Here is a 21,970-nt window from a genome sequence, read left to right as displayed (position 1 = left end):
TCCAGCTGAAAGCGAACTGATGAATCTGCTCGCCTTTCCCGGTCAGCCCTCTGCAGTCGCCGCGGCCGACGTCGACCCGGCGCAGTTGGCTGCAGCCCTCATGCAATCGCGCCAGACCATTTTGCCGAAGCGGCTGGTAGCACCCGGTCCCGATGCGAAGCAGCTCGACATGATCTTGCGAGCCGCTGCCACGGCGCCCGACCATGGCCAGCTTCTGCCTTGGCGCTTTGTGCTGGTGCCGCAGGCGGCACGCACGCAACTGGCCGCGGTCTTCGGTGCGGCGCTGGTCGAACGCGACCCGCAAGCCACCCCTGAACAGCTTGCGCAGGCGCGCGAAAAAGCGCACCGCGCCCCTTTGCTCATGCTGGTCGTGGTCGATGGCGCGTGTGGTGATGCCGGGATCGACCTGGCTGAACGCCTGGTCTCGGCCGGCTGTGCGGTGCAGAACATGCTGCTCATGGCCACGGCCCTGGGTTATGGTTCGTCACTGACCAGCGGCAAGGCGCTGAAGTCCGGGGGGCTGCGCCGGCTGTTTGGCCTGGCAGGCGGTGAATATGCCCTGTGTTTTGTCAGCATGGGCACCGCCCAGTCGCGCAAGCCCGCCCGCCTGAGGCCGGTGCCTTCTGATTTTGTAAGCAGCCTTTCTGTCGACAGCGCCGCACCGGGATCCGGGCCGGCGGATTCCTTTTAATTCCTGTGACTGGATCAAGCCATGGACATTCTGAGTTTTGACGACCTGCTGCAGGCCGCCCGCGCGCAACCCGAACCGCAGCGCCTGCTGTTTGTATTTACCGGTGTCGAGTTGCCCGAGGACAGCACCCCGGCGCAACGTAAACGTTTTGAGGCCGGCCAGGGCGGCGCGCTGGTCCCGCTGATGTGTGTCGACAAGCGCCCGGAGGACCTGAGTTCGTTTGCCGCCCTGGTGCAGGAGTCCAGCCAGTTCGGCCACAACTGGGGCCTGGTGTTTGCCGCGGCCATGTCGGGCTCAGTGAACCGTGCGCCGACCACCGAAGATGCGGAAGAACCACTGCAGCGCATGGTCGAGTCCATCAAGCAGGGCCAGATCGGGGCGTTTATTTCGTTTGACCCGCAGGGTCAGCCCGTGCAGTTCGGCTGATATGGGCATGGTGCGCCGGGTCACGCGGCCTGCTTCCTTGCCCGGCGTGCATGCACCGGGTGCCGGATTCGAGGCGCCTTTCGACATGCTGGCCGCCTGCCATGAGCGGGTGGAACGCATGCTCGTGCTGCTGGCGCGCCTGCAGCAGCACCTGCTTGAACACGGCCGTGACGAGTCTGCGCGCCAGGCGGCACGTGATGTGATGCGCTACTTCGACCTTGCCGCGCCGCTGCATCACCAGGATGAAGAGCGGCATGTGTTCCCGCCATTGCTGGCCGGGCCAGATGCCGGCCTGCGCACCCTTGTGCAGCGCCTTTTACAGGACCACCGGGACATGGATACGGCCTGGCCCCCGGCGCGCAGTGCGCTGCACGAGATCGCTGAGAGTCCGGTGGCTGATGGGGCTGCGCTGACTGCGACCCAGACGGCGGCACTGGACCACTTCGCCGGCCTGTACGAACGGCACCTGGCGGACGAAGACCGTCTGGCCTACCCTGCTGCGCAGGTGGTGCTGACGACGCAAGCCCTACAGGCCATGAGCCAGGACATGATGCAGCGCCGCGGTGTTCGCTCCGGCAACTGATCTCCAGGAGCCTGTCGGACTTGGGAATCGTCGGCTGCAAATCGACCGCAGCGGTCCATTTTTCGCCGTCTTTTTGTCCCATAGCTGGGCTATGGGCCTGCAAACCCTGCAAAAACTGTCCTCGCTGGGGCCGATTTTCGCTTTCGACGCCCCAAGCCCGACAGGCTCCCAGCCATGATTAGAGGCAAAATGGCAGGATGAACGCGCCCGACTCCCCCACCGCCCTGGCTGCCCGCAGCGACGTCTCGGACCTGATGCAGGCCATGGGTTCACAGGCAAAAGTAGCTTCCGCCCTTATGGCACGGGCGCAAGCAGCTATCAAAAACAGAGCGCTTTTGGGTTTGGCCAGCTTGCTGCGCAGCCAGATCGAACCATTGCAAACAGCCAACACCCTGGACCTGGAACGCGCAAAAGCGGCCGGCCTGGCCGGGCCCATGCTGGACCGCCTCAAGCTCACCCCCAAAATCATTGAAACCGTGGCGGTGGGCTGCGAGCAGCTGGCCGTGATGCCCGACGTGATTGGCGACATCATCGGCATGAAGGAGCAGCCCAGCGGCATCCGCGTGGGGCAGATGCGCGTGCCGATTGGCGTGTTCGGCATGATTTACGAGAGCCGGCCGAATGTGACGATTGAAGCCGCGTCGCTGGCCATCAAAAGTGGCAACGCCTGTATCCTGCGCGGCGGCTCTGAAGCGATTGAGTCGAACAAGGCGCTGGCTGCGCTGGTGCAACAGGCGCTGATTGACGCCGGCCTGCCCGCCGATGCCGTGCAACTGGTGCCGACCACCGACCGCGAAGCCGTAGGCCACCTGATCGCCATGCCGCAGTATGTGGACGTGATCATCCCGCGCGGCGGCAAAGGCCTGATCGAGCGCATCAGCCGCGATGCCAAGGTGCCGGTCATCAAGCACCTGGACGGCAACTGCCATGTGTATGTCGACGACCCCTGCGACATCGAAATGGCGGTGAAAGTGGCCGACAACGCAAAAACGCAAAAATACAGCCCCTGCAATGCCAGCGAAGGTTTGCTGGTGGCGCGCGGTGTGGCCGCGCAGTTCCTGCCCAAAGTCGGCGCGATTTACGCCGCCAAGGGTGTGGAGATGCGTTGCGATGCCGAGGCCCAGGCGATCCTGGCGAGCGTCAAAGGCGCCAACCTGAAAGCGGCGACGGAGCAGGACTGGTACGAGGAATACCTCGCGCCCATCATCAGCATCAAGGTGGTGGCGGGCATTGACGAAGCCATCGCCCACATCAACCAGTACTCCAGCCACCACACAGATGCCATCCTCACGCGCGACCACATCAACGCCCAGCGCTTTCTGCGCGAGGTGGATTCAGCCAGCGTCATGGTGAATGCGAGCACCCGCTTCGCCGATGGATTCGAGTTTGGGCTGGGCGCCGAAATCGGCATCAGCACCGACAAGTTCCACGCGCGTGGACCGGTCGGGATTGAGGGGCTGACGTCCCTCAAATATGTGGTGCTGGGCCAGGGCGAAGTCCGTACCTGAAGCCATGCCGGGCTGAGAAGTCGGCCCACGGATTTTTGGATGACTTGCGGCGGCGTTACCCCTTGTAACCCCCGTAGTTTGTCCCAATCTCCCTAAAATTCGGTCAGATATAACCGAAGCAAATAACAGATTCCCTACTCGAAAGTGGCCGAATGGTTCCGCACCTCATCACCGCCCTGAACGGCCCTATCAACGAACTCGAACAACGGGTCCTGGACTCCACGCCGGCGATTGAGCGCTGGTTCCGGCTGGAGTGGATGGAGCACACGCCGCCGTTTTACAGCTCGGTCGACATCCGCAACGCCGGCTTCAAGCTCGCCCCGGTCGACACCAACCTCTATCCCGGCGGCTGGAACAACCTGACGCCCGAGATGCTGCCGCTGGCGGTGCAGGCCGCCATGGCCGCGATCGAAAAAATTTGCCCCGAGGCGCGCAACCTGCTGGTCGTGCCCGAGAACCACACCCGTAACAGTTTTTACCTGTCCAACGTGCTGCAGCTCAAGCGCATTTTTCACCAGGCCGGCCTCAATGTGCGTTTCGGCTCGCTGAGCTCCGACATCAAGGAGCCCACCACGCTGAACCTGCCGACCGGAGAGACCATCACGATCGAACCGCTGATCCGGACCGACCGCCGCCTGGGCCTGAAAGACTTCGACCCCTGCACCATTTTGCTGAACAATGACCTGTCGGCCGGCATCCCCGGCATCCTGGAAGACCTCAACGAGCAGTACCTGTTGCCGCCGCTGCATGCCGGCTGGTCGGTGCGCCGCAAGTCGCGGCACTTCAAGGCCTACGAAGAAGTTTCCAAGCGTTTCGGCAAGCTGCTGGGCATAGACCCCTGGCTTATCAACCCCATGTACGCCCAGTGCGGTGAAGTCAACTTTGCCGAAGAAACCGGCATGGATTGCCTGACCACCAACGTCGATGCGCTGCTCACCAAAATCAAGCGCAAGTACAAGGAATACGGCATCAACGAAAAGCCTTTTGTCGTCGTCAAGGCCGACAACGGCACTTATGGCATGGGCATCATGACGGTGCGCGACGTGAAAGACCTGGACGCGCTGAACCGCAAGACAAAAAACAAGATGAGCACGACGAAAGATGGCCAGCCGCTGTCCGAAGTGATCATCCAGGAAGGCGTGCTGACCAACGAGCGCGTGAACGACGCCGTGGCCGAGCCCGTGGTCTACATGATGGACCGTTATGTGGTCGGCGGCTTTTACCGCGTTCATGCCGAGCGCGGCGTGGACGAAAACCTCAACGCGCCCGGCGCCAGCTTTGTACCCCTGGCCTTTGCTGACAGCGGCCGCCTGCCGCAGCCCGGCGAGAAGCCCGGCTCCAGCAGCCCCAACCGCTTCTATATGTATGGCGTGATCGCCCGACTGGCGATGCTTGCTGCGAGCTATGAACTCGAAGCCACCGATCCGGACGCCGAGGTGTATGACTAGAGATGGCTTGGCACACCCCTATCGTTCTCACTTCGCTACGCTTCGTGGAGTGCCGTTTCCCCTTGCAGGGGACGCCGCAAGGCATCCGGCAAAGCCGGTCTGCCTGCGGCCGCTCTGAAAGTCGGGGAGCTTGTGTACCCGAGACGGCCCGGATTATGGGTCTTTTAGGCCTCTAGCCCAGACGGGTCATGCGCGACCAGCTATTAAAAAAGTAGCACCCAGAATTCAACTGCCTGCGCTGCCTCCCTGATCGGCCGCCGACCCCTATTGTTACAAGTTGTTGCGGTGCAACAAAATCGGGATTAGTTGGATTTAGGGATGTCCGCCGACTTGCAAGCCGGGTACCTGGGCGCAAAATAGCGTTCCCAAAGGTAACCATTCCCGCCGCTTTGGACCCGCTTGAACGGGCCGAGCGCAAAGACGGGAAGTTTTTGTGTCCAGTAAAAAATCATCACTCGCGGCGCTCACCCTGGGCGCCATTGGTGTCGTCTACGGCGACATCGGAACCAGCGTCCTGTATGCCGTCAAGGAAGTTTTCGGTTCCGGGCATGTTCCCTTTACCCCCGACAACGTCTACGGCATCCTGTCCATCTTCTTCTGGACGCTGACCGTCATTGTCTCGATCAAGTATGTGGCGCTGGTGCTGCGCGCCGACAACAACGGTGAAGGCGGCCTGATCGCCATGCTGGCGCTGGCCTCCACAGCAGTAAAAGACAAGCCTCAGCTGCGCAAGACCTTGCTGATCGTCGGCATCTTCGGCACATCCCTGTTCTATGGCGACGGCGTCATCACCCCGGCCATCTCGGTCCTGTCGGCCGTCGAAGGCCTGGAAGTCGTCTCGCCTGCCTTCAAGCAGGGCGTGATCCCGATCACCCTGGTCATTTTGTTTGCCCTTTTTGCGGTGCAAAAGCACGGCACGGCTGGCATTGGCAAATTTTTCGGCCCCATCACGCTGATCTGGTTCGGCGTGCTGGCGTTGCTGGGCATTTCGCAGATCGTGACCCATCCCGAAATCCTGGTGGCAGTCAGCCCGCACTACGCGGTGATGTTCATGTGGGCCAACCCCGGCACCACTTTCATCATTCTGGGCGCCGTGGTGCTGTGCGTGACCGGCGCCGAGGCGCTGTACGCCGACCTTGGCCACTTCGGCAAAAAACCGATTCGCCTGGCGTGGTTTTCCGTGGTCATGCCTTCGCTGGTGCTCAATTACTTCGGCCAGGGCGCGCTGCTCATAGGCAACCCTGCCGCAGTGAAGAACCCGTTTTTCCTGATGGCGCCCGAGTGGGCGCTGCTGCCGCTGGTAGGCCTGGCCACCATGGCTACCGTGATCGCCTCGCAGGCGCTGATCACCGGCGCCTTCAGCGTGACCAAGCAGGCCATCCAGATGGGCTATCTGCCGCGCCTCAATATCCAGCACACCAGCGTGCGCGACACCGGCCAGATCTACATGCCCTTCGTCAATTGGGGCCTCTTCATAACGATCGTGCTCGCGGTGGTGATGTTCCGCTCGTCCAGCAACCTGGCGGCCGCTTACGGCATCGCGGTATGCACCGACATGCTGATCACCACCATCCTGACTTTTTACGTGATTCGTTACGGCTGGCAGTATCCGCTGAGCCTGTGCATTGCGGCGACCGGTGTTTTCTTTGTCGTCGACTTCGCGTTCTTCGCCTCCAACCTCATGAAGCTGTTCGCCGGCGGCTGGTTCCCGCTGGTGATTGGGGGTGCGGTCTTCACGCTGATGATCACCTGGAAGGAAGGGCGGCACCTGCTCAATGAAAAGCTGCGGGCCGATGCGATCGATTTACCCAGCTTCCTGGACGCCGTCTTCGTCAGCCCGCCGGCCCGTGTCGAAGGCACGGCCGTATTCCTGACGGCCGAGCCCGGCAGCGTGCCCAACGCGCTGCTGCACAACCTCAAGCACAACAAGGTGTTGCATGAGCAGAATCTGTTCGTGACGGTGCGCAACCATGAGATCCCCTGGATCGGCATGAACAAGCGTCTCGAAATTGAATCACTGGGCCACGACTGCTGGCAGGTCAATGTGCACTACGGCTTCAAGAACGACCTGGATCTGCCCAAGGCCCTGCAGCAGATCAAGGGCAGGGGCTGCGAGCTGGAGTCGATGACGACCAGCTATTTCCTCTCGCGCGACACGGTGATCCCCACCATCGGCAGCGGCATGGCACCCTGGCGCGAGAAACTGTTTGCTCAGATGCACCACAACGCCAGCGGTGCGGCAGACTTCCTGAACCTGCCAAACAACTCGGTGGTGGAACTGGGCAGCAAGATCGAGATCTGAGGGTTTCTGGCCGTTCCGCCTTTTGCCCGAGGACTTGTTTTAAATATCTGGCACGCGTATTCCTGCTTGCGTGGGTTGAATTGTTGGTGCCAATCCATAGCTGCACGCGCCTGGCCGTATGGGCAAGCCGCATAAAGCAGGCTGGTGAAATTGTTAGAGCTTCATGCGCGGAGCTACGCGCCCTTGCCGCGCATGATGGCTGCGGCCACATCAGCCGGCGCCTCGGCATAGCGCTTGAACTCCATGGTGTAGGTCGCGCGGCCCTGCGTGAGTGAGCGCAAGGTGGTCGAGTAGCCGAACATTTCCGACAGCGGCACCTCGGCGCGCACCAGCTTGCCGCCGCCGCCCGCAATGTCTTCCATGCCTTGCACCATGCCGCGCCGCGATGAGAGGTCGCCCATCACATTGCCCATGAAGTCTTCGGGCATTTCAACCTCGACCGCCATCACGGGCTCCAGCAGCACCGGCTTGGCGCGGCGCATGRCTTCCTTGAAGGCGAGCGAGCCGGCCATGCGAAAGGCGTTTTCGTTCGAATCGACATCATGGTAGGAGCCGAACACCAGCGTGGCCTTGACGTCGACCACCGGGTAGCCCGCCAGCACGCCGGCCTTGAGCGTTTCCACAATGCCTTTGTTGACGGCCGGAATGTATTCGCGCGGAATCACGCCGCCCTTGATGGCGTCGACGAACTCATAGCCTTTGCCTGAAGGCTGCGGCTCCAGGTTGAGCACGGCGTGCCCGTACTGCCCGCGCCCGCCCGACTGCTTGATGAACTTGCCTTCAACATCGTTCACCGCCTGCCGGATCGTCTCCCGGTAGGCCACCTGTGGCTTGCCCACATTGGCTTCCACGCTGAACTCGCGCTTCATGCGGTCCACCAATATCTCCAGGTGCAGCTCGCCCATGCCCGAGATGATGGTCTGGCCAGACTCTTCGTCGGTGTGCACACGAAATGATGGGTCCTCCTGCGCGAGGCGGTTCAGCGCAATGCCCATCTTTTCCTGGTCGGCCTGGGTCTTGGGCTCCACGGCTTGTGAAATGACAGGCTCGGGGAATACCATTTTCTCCAGGATGATCACGTGGGCCGGGTCACACAGCGTGTCGCCGGTAGTGGCTTCTTTCAGGCCCACGGCGGCGGCGATGTCGCCTGCGCACACTTCCTTGACCTCGTTGCGCTCATTGGCGTGCATCTGCAGAATGCGGCCCAGGCGCTCGCGCTTGCCCTTGACAGGGTTGTAGACCGTGTCACCGGCTTTGATCACGCCCGAGTACACGCGAAAGAAAATCAGCTGTCCGACATAGGGGTCGGTCATGATCTTGAAAGCCAGTGCCGAGAAGGGCTCATCGTCTTTGGGGTGGCGCTCGGCCTCGCCGTCGTCCTCGGTGTGGCCCAGGATAGCGGGCACATCCGCCGGTGACGGCATATAGTCGATCACCGCATCCAGCATGGCTTGCACGCCCTTGTTCTTGAAGGCACTGCCGCAGAGCATGGGCACGATCTCGTTGGCTATGGTTCGCTGGCGCAGTCCCTGTTTTATTTCGTCCTCGCTCAGCGGCTCGCCCGCCAGGTATTTGTTGAGCAAATCGTCATTGGCTTCAGCGGCCGCCTCAATCATCTTGGTGCGCCACTCGTTGGCGGTCTCCACTAGGTCTGCCGGAATGTCGCCATACTCGAAATGCAGGCCCTGGCTGGTGTCGTCCCAGATGATGGCCTTCATCTTGACGAGGTCGACGACGCCCTGGAAGTGGTCCTCAGCGCCGACCGGAATCTGCACCGGCACAGCCACGCCTTTGAGACGTTCGCTGATCTGGCGCTGCACGCGGAAAAAGTCCGCGCCCACGCGGTCCATCTTGTTGACGAAAGCCAGGCGCGGCACCTTGTATTTGTTGGCCTGGCGCCAGACGGTTTCTGACTGCGGCTGCACGCCGCCCACGGCGTCATACACCATCACCGCGCCGTCGAGCACGCGCATGGAGCGCTCCACCTCGATGGTGAAGTCCACGTGGCCGGGCGTGTCGATGATGTTGATGCGGTGCTCGGGGTAGTTGCCGGCCATGCCTTTCCAGAAGGCGGTGGTCGCTGCCGAGGTGATGGTGATGCCGCGCTCCTGCTCCTGCTCCATCCAGTCCATGGTGGCCGTACCTTCATGGACTTCGCCGATCTTGTAGTTCACACCTGTGTAGAACAGGATGCGTTCGGTCGTGGTGGTCTTGCCGGCATCAATGTGCGCGCTGATACCGATATTGCGATAACGCTCGATAGGGGTGTGGCGGGGCATGGCGAACTCCTTTTTTGCCGGTCCGCGCTTGTTGGATTTGTTTGCACGGCCAGCTCGCCAGTTTGCGCCAAAGCGCCGGTCTTTGCTCGGTTTTCCCCGAGCACCCACGTCGGGTGTGGGTCCTGGTGTCAGGCCACTTGCAGCATTTCGGCCATGAAGGCAGGCAAAGGCCTGCCGTCCGACAACAGGTATTTCGCCATGGGGATCACCGCGCTCTGCACCGAAGGCCGCGCACTCATCCTGTCGCGCCATGCCAGCAGCAACGGTGTGGCCGGTGTGAGAGGCGCGCCCAGACGTTCGCCAAACAGCATCGCCACGTACAGGGCGATATCGGCAAATGAGAAGCTCTCCATCACGAACTCCCGCCCTTGCAGGAGATTTTCAAGCCGCGTGTAGAAGGCCCGCGCACTATCAATCGCGGCGACCGCTTGCGGATCGTCCAGGCTGTGCTGCAGGCCCATGAGCCGGATGATGTGAGGAAAGTAAACCTCGTCCGACATGTGCTCCATCTGGCGCGCGCGGGCGCGGGCGGCGATGCCGGCCGGCCACAGCGCGGGCTGGGGCTGCAGGTCTTCAAGGTATTCCAGAATCTGCGTCGAGTCAAACAGCTCCAGGTCGCCGTTGATCAGTACGGGCACCTGCTTTTTTGGGTTGATTCGCACGACCTCCGGGTGCTTGGGTGAGTAGCCCTCGGTCTGCGTGAAGGGCACCATGACGATATCGAGCGGTATGCCTTTTTCAAACGCAGCGATCTGCACCTTGGCGCCGAACATGCTGAGGCGGGCTGAATAGAGACGAATCGCGGGCGTTTTCTCTGTAGAGGTGTGCGGCATGGGTGGGTGAGTTTCGTGGTGATGGGCGTTTGTTCAATGACTATGACGTGGAGGGCGGCGGCTCACGGTCAAACAGACCGGGTGCGCCGCCGATCTCGGCACCTTCAATCAGTAGCATGCGCAGCTTGGTCGAGACGCCGCCAGGCGCGGAAAAGCCGCCCGACTGCGCGCCAGCCGCCAGAACGCGGTGACAGGGCACGACGATGGGAAACGGATTGTGCCCCAGCGCCTGACCCACGGCACGCGCTGAGCCGGGTTCGCCAAGCTCGGTGGCGATGTCGCCGTACGTGCGGGTCTTGCCTGGAAGAATCTCCTGCGCAATCGCGTACACCCGGCGGTTGAAAGAGGGGACGTGACGCAGGTCCAGTGTGCAAAAGCGCAAGTCACGGGCCTCACCCGCCAGCAGGGCTGTCATGGCATGTATGGCCAATTGCATGTCGTGCGGCGGCGTGGCAGGAGCCAGCTGCGCAAACTCCCTGTGCAAACGGGACAGCATGCGGCTCTCCGATGTTTCGGGCAGCCGCACGGCTGCAATCCCGTGTGCGTTCCACACCAGCGCGCACTGCCCAACGGCAGTGCCAAAAAGTGCGAAGGCGTGAAATTCACTGTCTGCGGTCATGGTATCCGACATGCTACACGCGACCAGTATCTGAGGTTTGAGACATTTCGACAGGGGAAGATCGGCACTGCGAACCGCGGCCAATGCCACGTCAAAAAATCATCGTGCCGATACAAAGCGGGCAGGTTTCGGGTGCCAATTGGACGGAGTTTTCCTCATGTATCGCCAGCCGTACATAGGCGCACATGGAGCCTGTTGTTATTGCCGCAGGGCGAATGCAAACAAGGGAATGTAAGAATTAATTTCGTTACCTATCTTGCATACAGCTGAAGCTTTTAATTTTCTGCAGACGTACCATGCGTTCTTTTTGAAGGAACTCACAATGGCAACACCGTTCTTTGGCAAGCGAGAAAACGAGACACCAACGGGCTTGCGTCATGGCCCGGGAAATGGCTATGGGACCACGGGTACGTCCAGTGCTTCCGGCGCGCTGCAGTCGGGAGCGTCGTCCACAAATGTGAACCAGCAAAACACCGCCAAGGCGGTCAATGAAGCACCTGTCGGCACGGTAAAAGAAGGCGGCAGCAAGTTGACGGTCGGCCCGAACATCAAACTCAAGGGCGTGGAGATCACGGACTGCGATACGCTGGTGGTCGAAGGCCTGGTGGAAGCCACCATGGATTCGCGAGTGATCCAGATTGCCGAGCAGGGTGCGTTCAAGGGCTCCGCAGAAATCGATGTGGCGGAAATCCGTGGCGAATTCAACGGCAACCTTACAGTGCGGCAGAAACTGGTGATTTACTCGACAGGAAAAGTCACGGGCATCATCCGCTACGGCAAGCTGGTGATTGAAGAAGGCGGCCAGCTTTCAGGCGAGATCCTGTTCGGTGCGCTGGCTGCGGCCAAGCCGGCGAGCGTGGTCAAACCAGGTTTGCAGGCGGTGTAGGAGACTTAAAGCAACAACAGGCGCATTTCTGACGCGCTACCGAAACCTCCACATCACTTCCCTGCTGCTCGCGGCAGGAAGGTGATGCGGAGTTTTCGTGTTTGCGGTTCGGGCTACTACAGCCACCGGAACGCCAGCGGTATCAGTGCAGACGCCAGAACCACCTGCAGGCCCAGCGCCAACCCGGCGTAAGCGCCCGCGTCGGCATTGACCTGCAAGGCTCTCGCGGCGCCCAGCCCGTGAGATGCCGTGCCCAGCGCAAAACCACGCGCGGCCCAGCCCGCAGCGTCCACGGGAATTCGCAAGGCGTCAAACAGGTATTTGCCGCTGAGCGCACCGACGAGGCCGGTGACCACCGCAAACACTGCCGCCAGCGCAGGGATTCCGCCGATCCTTTCCGCAATACCCATGGCGACCGGTGCGGTGACAGACTTGGGCGCTAGCGACAGGGTAACTTCGATGGGCAAGCCTACGGCCCATCCCAGCAACAATGCCGACCCGCTGGCCGCGGCACCGCCGGCCAGGGCCGCAAGCAGCAGCCGGCCCCAGCGCCTGCGCAGTTCTTCGCGCCGCAACCACAGTGGCCATGCCAGTGCCACCACCGCAGGGCCGAGCAGGAAATGGATGAACTGGGCGCCCGCAAAATAGGTGGGGTAAGGCACGCCGGTGGCCAGCAGGGTGCCGGCCAGGCAGACAACCGTCCACAACACAGGATTGGCCCAGGGCGCTTGTCCGAGACGAGCGTAAACGGCTTGCGCGAGCACATACACCACCAGCGTCGCGGTCAAGCCAAACAGGGGTGTGGCCGACAGGTAGACCCATAACTCCACAAATTTAGGCATGTGGAGGGTCCGGAGGAGGGGTGTCGCTGCGGTCCCGCAGCAGGTGCAGCATCAGTACGGTCACGAGCAAACCCGCCAAAGTGGACGCCACCACGACCAGCAACATGCGTGCGCCGTACTGGCTGACCAGTGAAAGATGGGTCATCACCCCGACGCCGACAGGTACAAAGAGTAACGAAAGGTGCGAAAGCAGGAAGTCTGCGCACACTGCCACAGGGGTGCGCACCGTATCTGACTGGAGGCCCAGCAGAAGCAGAACCATGCCAATCACGGGGCCAGGAAACGGCAGGGAAAAGCCGCGAGAAAGAAGTTCCCCAGCGGACTGAAAGACGAGTAACCAGGCCAAACCCCGCAACGCTGTCATGGCATGGTTTCCACGGGAGATGAGCGCACTCTCGAAGCGATGGGGTCGAACGGAATTGCCGGAGTGGTCATGGCAAGACCCACCCTGGAAAGTTCAAGGACTGGCAAAAAGATCCCCTTGCGGCCACTCCCGCACCGCATTCGCCGCGCCCCACAGGGCCTGGTCGATGTCTTTGAAGAAGGCGCGGCGCCCGGATGGGTCCGGCCTGGAATTGAAGGCCACCACCCATGCATAGCCTTGCCGGGTCCGAAGTGCCAGGGTCTGCAGGCCCGGCTGGCTGCCTGTGTGCCACCAGTTATCGCCCTTGTCACTCCTGACGACGTGAATGCCTGCCGCATAAAAGCTGCGCGGATTGCCGTCTTTTTCCAGCATCGGCTCGCTGCGCATGGTTTGCAATGACTCCTCATTCAGAAGGCGTTTCCCCCGTGCGCCGTCGATCGCCAGGAAAAACTTCAGCACATCTGTTGGCGTTGCAATCCAGGCGCCCAGTGCGTCCATGTTTTCGATGGAGTAGGAGCCGTAAGGACTGGGTACATTCGCGTTCGTAACACCCGGTGCGCCCCGCTGCAGCGGTTCTCCGGGATACGCGTAGTACTTCGTCTCGCCCTGCCGGCTCTCGGTGCTGCTTGCAGCCTGAAAGCCTTTGCCGGTGGACGGCATCAGAAACTCCCGGCTGCTGAAGGCGCGGTAGGATTCGCCGGTGACGATTTCCACAACCCTTCCGAGCATGCAGTAACCGGTATTGGAATAGGCGAAGCGCTCGCCGGGTGTGAAATCCAGCTTGTCCTGCAGGGAATCCCGGATGATCGCATCGCAGGTAACGGGCGCAACGCCTTGCCGGCGGGCAACGTCCCTGAGCCGGGGCTGAAAAAACGGATCACCAGAGCGCTCCCGATCGAACCCGCCTGAATGCTGAAGCAGGTGCCGGATGCTGATGTCCCTGACGCGCAGGTCAGCGGGGGCGGCGGGCGCTATCCCGGCTTTCTCGAAGAAGGGCAGCACCGGGTCGTCCAGTTTCAGCTTTCCATCCTCTGCCAGCTTGAGCACCATGACCGCCGTCAAGGTCTTGTTGATGCTTCCCATGCGGAACAGGGTTTGCGGCGTCATGGCTTCCTGCTTGTCCCTGTCGGCATAACCGTAGCCTTTGGCAAGGAGCAGCTTCCCGTCCTTGGCTACGGCCAGGCTGGCGCCCGGGACATCGTGTTTTTTCATGACTTCCTGCATGGCCCTGTCGAAGGGCTCGAGGTGCGGCAGTGACTGCCCCACCTCAAGACACCAGCCCCACTGCGGGACGAATGCCAGCAAGACGCCGGCCAGCCCGCGAGATATCTGGCGGTGCATGGTGGAAAAAATGCTGAGCGGTGTCGTATGCATTTGTTGCCGGTGGGTGGCCGCGCAGTCTACGAGGTGGCCATGCGGTTGCTCTTTTCGCCTAAAAGCGCGGTAAATCGGGATGCTTGATCTGCCCGCCCCGAACCAGCATTTTTCCGTATTCGGCGCAGCGGTTCAGCGTTGGGATCACCTTGCCTGGGTTGAGCAGGCCTTTGCTGTCGAACGCGCGTTTGACACCGAACATCTGCCCGTTTTCCTCGGCGGAGAACTGCACGCACATGGAGTTGAGCTTTTCCACGCCCACGCCGTGTTCGCCCGTCACGGTGCCGCCCATCGCGACACTGGTTTCCAGAATGTCTGCACCGAAGAGTTCGCAGCGGTGCAATTGATCGGGGTCGTTGGCATCAAACAGGATCAAGGGGTGCAGGTTGCCGTCGCCCGCGTGGAACACGTTGGCGCAGCGCAGCTGGTATTTCTTTTCCATCTCTGCGATAGCCAGCAAGATGTCGGCCAGCCGCTTGCGCGGGATGGTGGAGTCCATGCACATGTAGTCGGGGCTGATGCGTCCCGATGCGGGGAAGGCGTTTTTTCGGCCACTCCAGAAGCGCAGGCGTTCAGCCTCGTCCTGGCTCACCGCAATGGCCGTGGCGCCACAGCGGCGCAGCACGTCGGTCATGTGGCCGATTTCTTCTTCAACTTCCTCTGGCGTGCCGTCGCTTTCGCACAGCAAAATCGCGGCCGCGCTCAGGTCGTAGCCCGCATGCACAAAGTCTTCCACCGCGGCCGTCATGGGCTTGTCCATCATCTCCAGCCCGGCGGGAATGATGCCGGCTGCAATCACCGCGGCAACGGCATCGCCGGCTTTGCGCAAGTCGTCAAAGCTGGCCATGATGCAGCGTGCAAGAATCGGCCTGGGCACCAGCTTGACGGTCACTTCGGTCGTGACGGCCAGCATGCCTTCGCTTCCGATGATGACGCTCAGCAGATCGTAGCCGGCGGCATCCAGCGCGTCGCTGCCGAACTCGACCTCTTCGCCTTCGATTGTGAAGCCTCTGACCTTGAGCACGTTGTGTACCGTCAGCCCGTACTTGAGGCAGTGCACGCCGCCCGAGTTCTCGGCCACGTTGCCGCCTATGGTGCAGGCGATCTGGCTGGAAGGGTCGGGCGCGTAATAAAGACCCAGCGGCGCGGCCGCCTCGGAGATCGCAAGGTTGCGCACGCCGCCTTGCACCACGGCCGTGCGGCTGGCGGCGTCGAGCTTGAGAATCTTGTTGAACTTGGCCAGCGATAGCGTGACGCCCAGCTTGTGCGGCATGGCACCGCCGGAAAGCCCTGTGCCGGCGCCGCGCGCAACCACTGGTACTTCCAGCGCATGGCAGCTCTTGAGCACGGCCTGCACCTGGTCATAGGTCTCGGGCAAAGCCACAACCAGCGGCCGCTGGCGGTAGGCGGTCAGGCCGTCGCACTCGTAAGGTGTGGTGTCTTCGTTGTTCCACAGCAGGGCATGGGCCGGCAACACCGCCTGCAGCGCGCGCACGACCTGCGACTGCCGCTCCGAGCGTTCAAGCTGGCTTTGCTGTTCGAGCGAGGCGGGGGTGTTCATGGACTGTCTGGCTCCGGGGTTGAAACCAGACTGTAGGGCAAGCGGCGGCGGCCGGGTTGAAGAAATTTAATGCCGGGTGTGAAATGCCGGCCGCCAGAATCCGTCCAAAACGGGAAGAGATTCAGGACTTCGTTCCCGGAGCCTTGCTGGCGCCGGGCGTGTCGTAAAACTTGACCTTGCCCGTCTTCACGTCGTACATGGCCCCCACGATCAGGATTTCTCCCTTTTGCTCCATTTCGCGCAGGATGGGGCTCTTCTCGCGAATCGTTTCCACTGTGAGATGCACATTGCTCTCCGCCACCATCTCGACAAAGGCATAGTTCTTGGACGTGCGATCCTTGATGTCGGCGGACACCAGGTTCGCGGCCGGCTTGATCTTGCCGATGAGTCCCGTCAGGTTGCCCAATTGGGCGTCGTCGCAAGCACCCTTGATGGCACCGCAGCTGGTGTGGCCCATCACCACCAGCAGTTTGGCGCCCATGACTTTGTGCGCGAATTCCAGGCTGCCCAGGATGTCTTCGTTGACGATGTTGCCTGCCACGCGTGCGTTGAAAAGGTCACCTATGCCCTGGTCAAACACAATCTCGGCCGGTGCGCGCGAATCAATGCACGACACCACGCTGGCCAGTGGGAACTGGCCGTCCGCGGTGGCCTTCATTTCCTTGAGATAGTTTTGGTGGCGCGGCTTGCCGGAAACGAAACGCGTATTGCCAGCCTTGAAGCGCGACAGGATTTGCACGGGCGTCACGGCGGCCTGGCACTCCTTGGCGTCCTGGATGGGGCAGAAGGTGCCGGGTTTGACGGCCTTGGCCGCGGCCGCCTTACCCTCTGCATGAACCGCAGACGACAGGGCGAGCATGGAGAGCAGGACGCCGGCCACGCCGACGGCCAATTGATTTTTCCTCATAAGATTTTCCCTCGTTGAACAGGTTGGTTTTTTTGACTATGTGCAGCCGGCCGGGCGCTCACCCGGTGTCACTACCAGCTCATCATAGGCATGAGCCGGTACGGACGCAAAACCACTTATCGGACGGCGTCAGGACCTGTTAGTGCTATTTGTTTATGCAGGATGCGTTGCATGTCAAAGGCCTTGAGCAAGGCGCAAAGCCCAGGGGCCCCGTCAAGGCTTTGCAACGCCGAACGGCGGCCTTCTCGTAACATGCCTTGGGGCCCTAACCCAGGCTTTTGCGCAGCCAGTCGGCAAAAGCCGCGCATTCCCAGCGGTCCATGGTGCCGGTGCGCCAGCATAGGTAATGTGCGTGCGGGCTGGGGATATTACCGGCGAACACTTCGTTGCTGCCCAGCCGCACCAGCGAGCCGTTCTCCAGCCAGGGCGCGCCCAGCTTGAGACGTATCAACGCGATGCCCATGCCGGCCGCGGCGGCATCGCACATCAGGCCGATGTCGTTGAACTGGGAGCCGTCGGTGGGTTCGGGCCAATCAAGTTTGTGGGCGGCAAACCACGTACGCCAGGGCTCCAGCGGCGAGCGCAACAGGCTTTCGCCTTCGAGATCCTCAGCCGCCTCAAAGGGGCCGTGTTCGCGCACAAAAGCCGGTGAGGCGAGCGGCGCGACTTCGTCCTTGCTGAGGCAGACGTGCTCCAGGTCCGCATAGCGGCCTGTGCCAAAGCGCACGATGAGGTCGGCATCCTCGGCCACCACGTCCAGCAGGGGGATGGACACCTGCAGCGTCAGGTCGATTTCAGGATAGGCATCGGTGAACTGGCGCAGGCGTGGAATCAGGATGGAGCGTGCGAACGTGGGCGTGACCGCCAGCCGTAACTTGCGCTTGCCGGGGGCGGCGCTTTGCCCGGCCGCACCGGGAAATTTCTGCAGTGTGGCCAGACCTTCGCGCACATGCGCCAGATATTCGCTGCCTTCGGTGGTCAGTGAAAAATCGGCACGGCCAAACAGCTTGGTGCCGATGATTTGCTCCAGCTGCTTGACGCGGTGACTGACCGCGCTGGGCGTGACGCAAAGCTCCTCGGCCGCCTGCGTCACGCTGCGCAGCCGCGCCAGCGCCTCGAAGGTCAGCAGGCATTGAATGGGTGGGATTCTTGCAGTCATATGACGCTCTGGTCTTTCAGATGTCATGTGCCAACGGGAATCACCGATGTTCTGTACTTCATTTGTCGGCCGAGCCTGCCGGGTTTCCAATTCTGTCCATTGCGGCCCAATCCAGCCGCTCGGGCTGGTCCTTCACGCTTCGCAGTACAGTCTGCTGTTGCTCCAGGCGTGCAATCAGTGCCCGCTTTTTCGGATCGGGTGCAAGGACTTCCGACGCGTTAGCCAATTCAAGGGCGACGGCGACGAAAGCTGTGGCTTGCGCCCATTGTTCCCGAGGTTGCGCGATCTCCGAGGCACCGCGCTTTAGAAAAACAAGCAATTGCCAGTCCGCGAATATCAGTTGCCAGCGCGGATTGAAGGCGAGACTGGTCGCAAGAGGTAGAAGCGCGGCTTTCGGAAGCTGCAGAGCAGGTACGCCGATGACTTTTACGTTATGGGTGGATAGTTCTTTTTCCCAACCATCAGCCGCACTCAGTATGTTGACGTAATGAGTCGTTGCCGAAGAATGACGATAAATCATGTGGCCCGCGTAGCCGACCTTGTACTTGTCCCCAAGCAGATATGGGACCTGTGGCGCGTATGTGTCGAGCATCCAGATGTTCCCCCCGTCAGGCAGTACTCGTCCAATCAATTTGACTGCTTCGATGGCACGCAATCCTACGTCTGTCATGCCCCATCCCGAATACCTTGTCGGAACCACCGCGACCAGCATCGCCAGCATGCTGAGAGCGGTCAACGCGCCCATTGGCAAACGCATTGGTTTGCGCTGGGATGCCTGCCTGAATGTGGTGAGGAGGCTTATTGCCAGGGGGACCAGAAGGGCCATGGCCCAAAGGCCGAGACCCCGGCGATGCTGTATGGCCATGATGGCCATGGGTGCAATGACAACAAGGCCGGACAATCTTGCCGGCCCCGCAGTGAGGAACCAGACTGCCGTGCCCATCGCGAGAACAGCGGCAGACGGCCAGAGAAAACGCGAGCTGGGATCCCATAGCGGCAAGTATTCACGTATGGCTATCCTCTCCGCCGCAATACTGCCTCCATCCTGCATGTCTTGCCAGACAAAAAACTGCGAAAACACCTGTTGTGCCCCATTGGGGTTCAGCAGCGGCAGCGCCACGCTCGCCAGCCCGCAAATTGCCCAGCACACCGCCTCGTTGCGGGATATGGCGTGCTCATGCCTGTCTTGCCATCGACGGAGTGCATAAGCGGCCAAAAGAGGCAGCATCAGCAGCACCGTGGTGTGAACCCACGCCAACGCTAGACACAACAGGGGAAAGGCGAACAGTGCCCGGCGGATGCGGGCAGGATGGCGGCAGCTTTCAAACAAGAGCGTGGCTGCCATCCACGAAAGGTAGAGCGTAACTTCTGCGCGTATCTGCGAGCGGTGCAGGAACGTGGGGTAGACAATCAGCAGCGCCAAAGCCATGGCCGCCATCTGGTTCAGGTCAACCTCGTAGCGTGCCTGCATGCCGTTGTTGGCGGCTCGCTGCGCAGCGAATAGTCCCAAGCAAAGGGTCGCAGCCCACAGCACCGCGTTAAAGACACTCAGGCTGACCCATCCCCCTAGCCTGACGGCGAGCTCTGCGAGCAAACCGAAGCCCCAGCCGCCGAAGAGCTGGGGCGCGCCGGCAGCGGTATAGAGAAAAAACTCCTGATGAGGTACTGCGCCGTGTTCCAGCGCATAACGACCGGCAAGCAGTTGAAACCAGATATCGGCATCTTCGACGGGCCGCAAAGACAGAACGGCACACAAAAACGCGATACCGAACCACCATGACGCCGTGGTAACAGCGGATGATGCGTGTTTTCTATCTGTTGAGCGAGCAGGCTTGTTCATATCAGGCTTGTTCATATCTATTTAAAAATAACGGTCTTATGGCCGTTCAAAAGCACACGGTGCTCGCTGTGCCATTTGACAGCGCGTGCCAGCACGCGGCTTTCGGTGTCCTTGCCGCGGGCGGTCAGGTGCTCGACGGTGTCCTTGTGATCGACCCGGGTGACATCCTGTTCGATGATCGGGCCTTCATCAAGGTCGGCCGTGACATAGTGCGCCGTCGCACCGATCACTTTCACGCCGCGTTCATGCGCCTGGTAATACGGCCTCGCGCCCTTGAAGCTCGGAAGCATGCTGTGGTGGATGTTGATGGCACGCCCTGAGAGTGATCCGCACATCTCGTTGCTGAGCACCTGCATGTAGCGCGCCAGCACGACCAGTTCGGCACCCTCTGCCTCGATGATCTCAAGTTGCTTTGCTTCGACCTGCGCCTTGGTGGCTGCCGTCACCGGGATGTGGTGAAAAGGAACGTTGTAGCTTGCCGCCAGCTGGTAAAAGTCACGGTGGTTGCTGATGATGGCGCGCACATCCAGCGGCACCATGCCGGACTTCCAGCGAAACAGCAGGTCGTTGAGGCAATGGCCGTCGCGGCTAACCATGATCACGGTACGCATGGCCGCTTCTGTCGAGTGAAGTTTCCACTTCATGCTGAAAGGTGAGGCGAATGCTTCGAGTTGCGTCTTCAGTTCTTCCTGGGTCAGCTGGTCGCAGGCAAACTGAACCCGCATGAAGAAGAGTCCGGTGTCATGGTCGTTGTATTGCGCGGCTTCTTCAATATTGCCGCCGTTCTGCAACAGGAAACCAGAGACCGCGTGAACAATGCCCATACGGTCCGGGCAGGACAAGGTCAGGATATAAGCGTGATTCATAGGGGGTGAATTGTCGCAGGTGAAGACTGTGTCTGCCCGGCCGGCGGGCAATTGAAGGTGCAGGGCGGCGGCAAGAGTGCCAGAATGCAAGATCAAGCGCTGCTATCCCAGCTTCACACCTTTCGACGCAGGAAACCACCATGGCCTACCAGAATTTCAACATGGAGCACCAATGGCTCCCGTTCACGCCCAACCGCAGCTTCAAAAAAGACCCGCGCGTGTTTGTGGCCGCAGACGGCATGCATTTCACGACGCACGACGGGCGCCAGGTGATCGACGGTATTTCCAGCCTGTGGTGCGTGGGCGCCGGCCACAACCGAAAGCCCATCAACGAAGCCATCAAGAAGCAGCTCGATACGCTGGACTACGCGACCGCTTTCCAGGCCAGCAACGATCAGGCCTTCAAGGCCGCCGAGATCATTGCTGGCATGGCGCCAGGTGACCTCAACAAGGTGCTGTTCTGTAATTCGGGTTCGGAGGCCGCGGACACGTCGTTGAAGGTCGCGCTGGCTTACCACCGTGCGCGGGGCGAAGGCCACCGCAATGTATTCATCGGCCGTGAAAAGGGTTACCACGGCGTTGGTTTCGGCGGCATGAGCGTGGGCGGCATTCCGGCCAACCGCAAGGTGTATGGCGCCGCGCTGTTGCCTCGCGTGGACCACATGCGCTTCATCCATGACCCGGTCAATCATGCCTACATCAACGGTGCTGAGCCCGTGTGGCAGGAAGACCTGCTGCTGGAACTGGAAAATCGCATCCTGCCGCTGCACGACCCGAGCAACGTGGCTGCCGTCATCGTCGAGCCGGTATCAGGAAGCGCCGGATGGTACCTCCCGCCCAAGGGCTACCTGAAACGGCTGCGCGAAATTTGCGACAAGCACGGCATCCTGCTGATTTTTGATGAAGTCATCACGGGCTTCGGCCGCCTGGGCACCGGTTTCGGGGCAGACTATTACGGTGTGGTGCCCGACATGCTCAACTTCGCCAAATGCGTGACCAACGGTGTCATCCCGCTGGGTGGTGTGATCTGCTCCGACCGCATCTATGACGGCATGATGAATGCCAATGCCGGTGCGCCCGAGCATGCCGTGGAGTTCTTTCACGGCTATACCTACTCCGGCCACCCGGTCGCTTGCGCGGCCGCAATTGCGACGCTGGAGCTGTTCAAGGAAGAACAGCTGTATGAACGTGCCGGCCAGATGGGCAAGGTATTGGGCGACGCGATGCACAGCGGCCTGAAGGGCCTGCCCAATGTGATCGGTATTCGCAGCCTGGGACTGGCCGGCGCGGTCGAGCTGGCGCCGGTGACGGGTGTGCCGGGCAAGCGCGCGTATGACATCTTCATGGACTGCTTCCACAACGGTGTGCTGGTGAGGCCGGCGGCTGACAACATCGTGGTCTGTCCACCCTACATCGTCGAAAAAGAACATATCGACCGCATCGTCAATGTGGTTGCCGACGCCATCCGCAAAAACACCTGAT

The 21,970-nt window shown here is 61.1% G+C and carries 19 protein-coding genes; 8 read left to right on the top strand and 11 right to left on the bottom strand.

Annotation, left to right across the window (positions count from 1 at the left end; genetic code table 11):
- Positions 1-19 precede the first annotated feature (19 nt).
- From AC1DZE_RS05250 to AC1DZE_RS05225, 6 genes are all read left to right on the top strand, one after another.
- Positions 20-691: a nitroreductase family protein gene (locus AC1DZE_RS05250; RefSeq protein ID WP_477672909.1), complete on the top strand. Its 672-nt coding sequence runs from the start codon at positions 20-22 to the stop codon at positions 689-691.
- Between the two features lie 21 nt (positions 692-712).
- Positions 713-1,117: a ribonucleotide reductase subunit alpha gene (locus AC1DZE_RS05245; protein WP_477672908.1), complete on the top strand. Its 405-nt coding sequence runs from the start codon at positions 713-715 to the stop codon at positions 1,115-1,117.
- A gap of 1 nt (position 1,118) precedes the next feature.
- Positions 1,119-1,700 carry a hemerythrin domain-containing protein gene (locus AC1DZE_RS05240; protein ID WP_477668753.1) on the top strand — a complete coding sequence of 194 codons (582 nt, stop codon included), beginning with the start codon at positions 1,119-1,121 and terminating at the stop codon, positions 1,698-1,700.
- Positions 1,701-1,897: 197 nt separating this feature from the next.
- Positions 1,898-3,208, top strand: a complete 1,311-nt coding sequence (locus tag AC1DZE_RS05235; RefSeq protein WP_477699852.1) for a glutamate-5-semialdehyde dehydrogenase — start codon at positions 1,898-1,900, stop codon at positions 3,206-3,208.
- A gap of 152 nt (positions 3,209-3,360) precedes the next feature.
- Complete coding sequence (gshA, locus tag AC1DZE_RS05230) at positions 3,361-4,656, top strand: glutamate--cysteine ligase (protein ID WP_457281482.1); 1,296 nt, start codon at positions 3,361-3,363, stop codon at positions 4,654-4,656.
- A gap of 433 nt (positions 4,657-5,089) precedes the next feature.
- On the top strand, positions 5,090-6,958 hold the full coding sequence (locus tag AC1DZE_RS05225; RefSeq protein ID WP_477668751.1) for a potassium transporter Kup: 1,869 nt from the start codon (positions 5,090-5,092) through the stop codon (positions 6,956-6,958).
- Positions 6,959-7,131: 173 nt separating this feature from the next.
- On the opposite strand, the gene fusA is transcribed toward AC1DZE_RS05225, so the two are convergent.
- The 3 genes from fusA to AC1DZE_RS05210 all read right to left on the bottom strand — a co-directional run bounded on the left by fusA (position 7,132) and on the right by AC1DZE_RS05210 (position 10,689).
- The gene (fusA, locus tag AC1DZE_RS05220; RefSeq protein ID WP_477699851.1) at positions 7,132-9,237 is read right to left on the bottom strand and encodes an elongation factor G; all 2,106 of its coding nucleotides are present in this window, start codon (positions 9,235-9,237) and stop codon (positions 7,132-7,134) included.
- A gap of 128 nt (positions 9,238-9,365) precedes the next feature.
- Positions 9,366-10,070, bottom strand: coding sequence for a glutathione S-transferase family protein (locus AC1DZE_RS05215; RefSeq protein WP_477668749.1), 705 nt, complete (start codon positions 10,068-10,070; stop codon positions 9,366-9,368).
- Positions 10,071-10,110: 40 nt separating this feature from the next.
- On the bottom strand, positions 10,111-10,689 hold the full coding sequence (locus tag AC1DZE_RS05210) for a methylated-DNA--[protein]-cysteine S-methyltransferase (protein WP_477699850.1): 579 nt from the start codon (positions 10,687-10,689) through the stop codon (positions 10,111-10,113).
- Positions 10,690-11,011: 322 nt separating this feature from the next.
- Between AC1DZE_RS05210 and AC1DZE_RS05205 the strand changes: the two genes are divergently transcribed.
- Complete coding sequence (locus AC1DZE_RS05205; RefSeq protein WP_477668747.1) at positions 11,012-11,575, top strand: bactofilin family protein; 564 nt, start codon at positions 11,012-11,014, stop codon at positions 11,573-11,575.
- A gap of 116 nt (positions 11,576-11,691) precedes the next feature.
- Here the strand turns inward: AC1DZE_RS05205 and AC1DZE_RS05200 are convergent, their stop codons facing one another.
- From AC1DZE_RS05200 to purU, 8 genes are all read right to left on the bottom strand, one after another.
- A complete protein-coding gene (locus AC1DZE_RS05200; protein WP_477668746.1) occupies positions 11,692-12,417 on the bottom strand; it encodes an LrgB family protein in 726 nt (241 codons plus the stop codon).
- Positions 12,410-12,781: a CidA/LrgA family protein gene (locus AC1DZE_RS05195; RefSeq protein WP_477673850.1), complete on the bottom strand. Its 372-nt coding sequence runs from the start codon at positions 12,779-12,781 to the stop codon at positions 12,410-12,412. Before AC1DZE_RS05195 ends, AC1DZE_RS05200 begins: the two co-directional genes overlap by 8 nt.
- 93 nt (positions 12,782-12,874) lie before the next feature.
- A complete protein-coding gene (locus AC1DZE_RS05190; RefSeq protein WP_477699849.1) occupies positions 12,875-14,155 on the bottom strand; it encodes a serine hydrolase domain-containing protein in 1,281 nt (426 codons plus the stop codon).
- A 58-nt stretch (positions 14,156-14,213) separates the two neighbouring features.
- Entirely contained in the window at positions 14,214-15,716 is a 1,503-nt protein-coding gene (locus AC1DZE_RS05185) for an FAD-linked oxidase C-terminal domain-containing protein (RefSeq protein ID WP_477699848.1), read from the bottom strand.
- 121 nt (positions 15,717-15,837) lie between these two features.
- Positions 15,838-16,623 carry a carbonic anhydrase family protein gene (locus AC1DZE_RS05180; RefSeq protein ID WP_477699847.1) on the bottom strand — a complete coding sequence of 262 codons (786 nt, stop codon included), beginning with the start codon at positions 16,621-16,623 and terminating at the stop codon, positions 15,838-15,840.
- Positions 16,624-16,888: 265 nt separating this feature from the next.
- Positions 16,889-17,782: a LysR substrate-binding domain-containing protein gene (locus AC1DZE_RS05175; protein ID WP_477668741.1), complete on the bottom strand. Its 894-nt coding sequence runs from the start codon at positions 17,780-17,782 to the stop codon at positions 16,889-16,891.
- Positions 17,783-17,840: 58 nt separating this feature from the next.
- Positions 17,841-19,637, bottom strand: a complete 1,797-nt coding sequence (locus AC1DZE_RS05170; RefSeq protein WP_477699846.1) for a hypothetical protein — start codon at positions 19,635-19,637, stop codon at positions 17,841-17,843.
- Between the two features lie 2 nt (positions 19,638-19,639).
- A complete protein-coding gene (gene purU / locus AC1DZE_RS05165; protein WP_477668739.1) occupies positions 19,640-20,488 on the bottom strand; it encodes a formyltetrahydrofolate deformylase in 849 nt (282 codons plus the stop codon).
- Between the two features lie 140 nt (positions 20,489-20,628).
- Here purU and aptA point away from each other — a divergent pair, with 140 nt between their 5' ends.
- Complete coding sequence (aptA, locus tag AC1DZE_RS05160; RefSeq protein WP_477668738.1) at positions 20,629-21,969, top strand: omega-aminotransferase AptA; 1,341 nt, start codon at positions 20,629-20,631, stop codon at positions 21,967-21,969.
- Position 21,970: the final 1 nt, after the last annotated feature.

This window comes from Polaromonas sp. P1_F1, from assembly GCF_056405795.1.
This window is presented reverse-complemented; position numbering and strand designations above follow the sequence as displayed.

Bases quoted from the DNA above. Each gene is read 5' to 3' on its own strand.
- AC1DZE_RS05240 (WP_477668753.1), top strand. From the start codon at position 1,119: ATGGGCATGGTGCGCCGGGTCACGCGGCCTGCTTCCTTGCCCGGCGTG.
- gshA (WP_457281482.1), top strand. From the start codon at position 3,361: ATGGTTCCGCACCTCATCACCGCCCTGAACGGCCCTATCAACGAACTC.
- AC1DZE_RS05205 (WP_477668747.1), top strand. From the start codon at position 11,012: ATGGCAACACCGTTCTTTGGCAAGCGAGAAAACGAGACACCAACGGGC.
- AC1DZE_RS05170 (WP_477699846.1), bottom strand. From the start codon at position 19,637: ATGAACAAGCCTGATATGAACAAGCCTGCTCGCTCAACAGATAGAAAA.
- AC1DZE_RS05180 (WP_477699847.1), bottom strand. From the start codon at position 16,623: ATGAGGAAAAATCAATTGGCCGTCGGCGTGGCCGGCGTCCTGCTCTCC.
- AC1DZE_RS05200 (WP_477668746.1), bottom strand. From the start codon at position 12,417: ATGCCTAAATTTGTGGAGTTATGGGTCTACCTGTCGGCCACACCCCTG.
- AC1DZE_RS05195 (WP_477673850.1), bottom strand. From the start codon at position 12,781: ATGACAGCGTTGCGGGGTTTGGCCTGGTTACTCGTCTTTCAGTCCGCT.
- AC1DZE_RS05215 (WP_477668749.1), bottom strand. From the start codon at position 10,070: ATGCCGCACACCTCTACAGAGAAAACGCCCGCGATTCGTCTCTATTCA.
- AC1DZE_RS05190 (WP_477699849.1), bottom strand. From the start codon at position 14,155: ATGCATACGACACCGCTCAGCATTTTTTCCACCATGCACCGCCAGATA.
- AC1DZE_RS05250 (WP_477672909.1), top strand. From the start codon at position 20: ATGAATCTGCTCGCCTTTCCCGGTCAGCCCTCTGCAGTCGCCGCGGCC.
- purU (WP_477668739.1), bottom strand. From the start codon at position 20,488: ATGAATCACGCTTATATCCTGACCTTGTCCTGCCCGGACCGTATGGGC.
- AC1DZE_RS05210 (WP_477699850.1), bottom strand. From the start codon at position 10,689: ATGACCGCAGACAGTGAATTTCACGCCTTCGCACTTTTTGGCACTGCC.
- AC1DZE_RS05175 (WP_477668741.1), bottom strand. From the start codon at position 17,782: ATGACTGCAAGAATCCCACCCATTCAATGCCTGCTGACCTTCGAGGCG.
- aptA (WP_477668738.1), top strand. From the start codon at position 20,629: ATGGCCTACCAGAATTTCAACATGGAGCACCAATGGCTCCCGTTCACG.
- AC1DZE_RS05235 (WP_477699852.1), top strand. From the start codon at position 1,898: ATGAACGCGCCCGACTCCCCCACCGCCCTGGCTGCCCGCAGCGACGTC.
- AC1DZE_RS05245 (WP_477672908.1), top strand. From the start codon at position 713: ATGGACATTCTGAGTTTTGACGACCTGCTGCAGGCCGCCCGCGCGCAA.
- AC1DZE_RS05185 (WP_477699848.1), bottom strand. From the start codon at position 15,716: ATGAACACCCCCGCCTCGCTCGAACAGCAAAGCCAGCTTGAACGCTCG.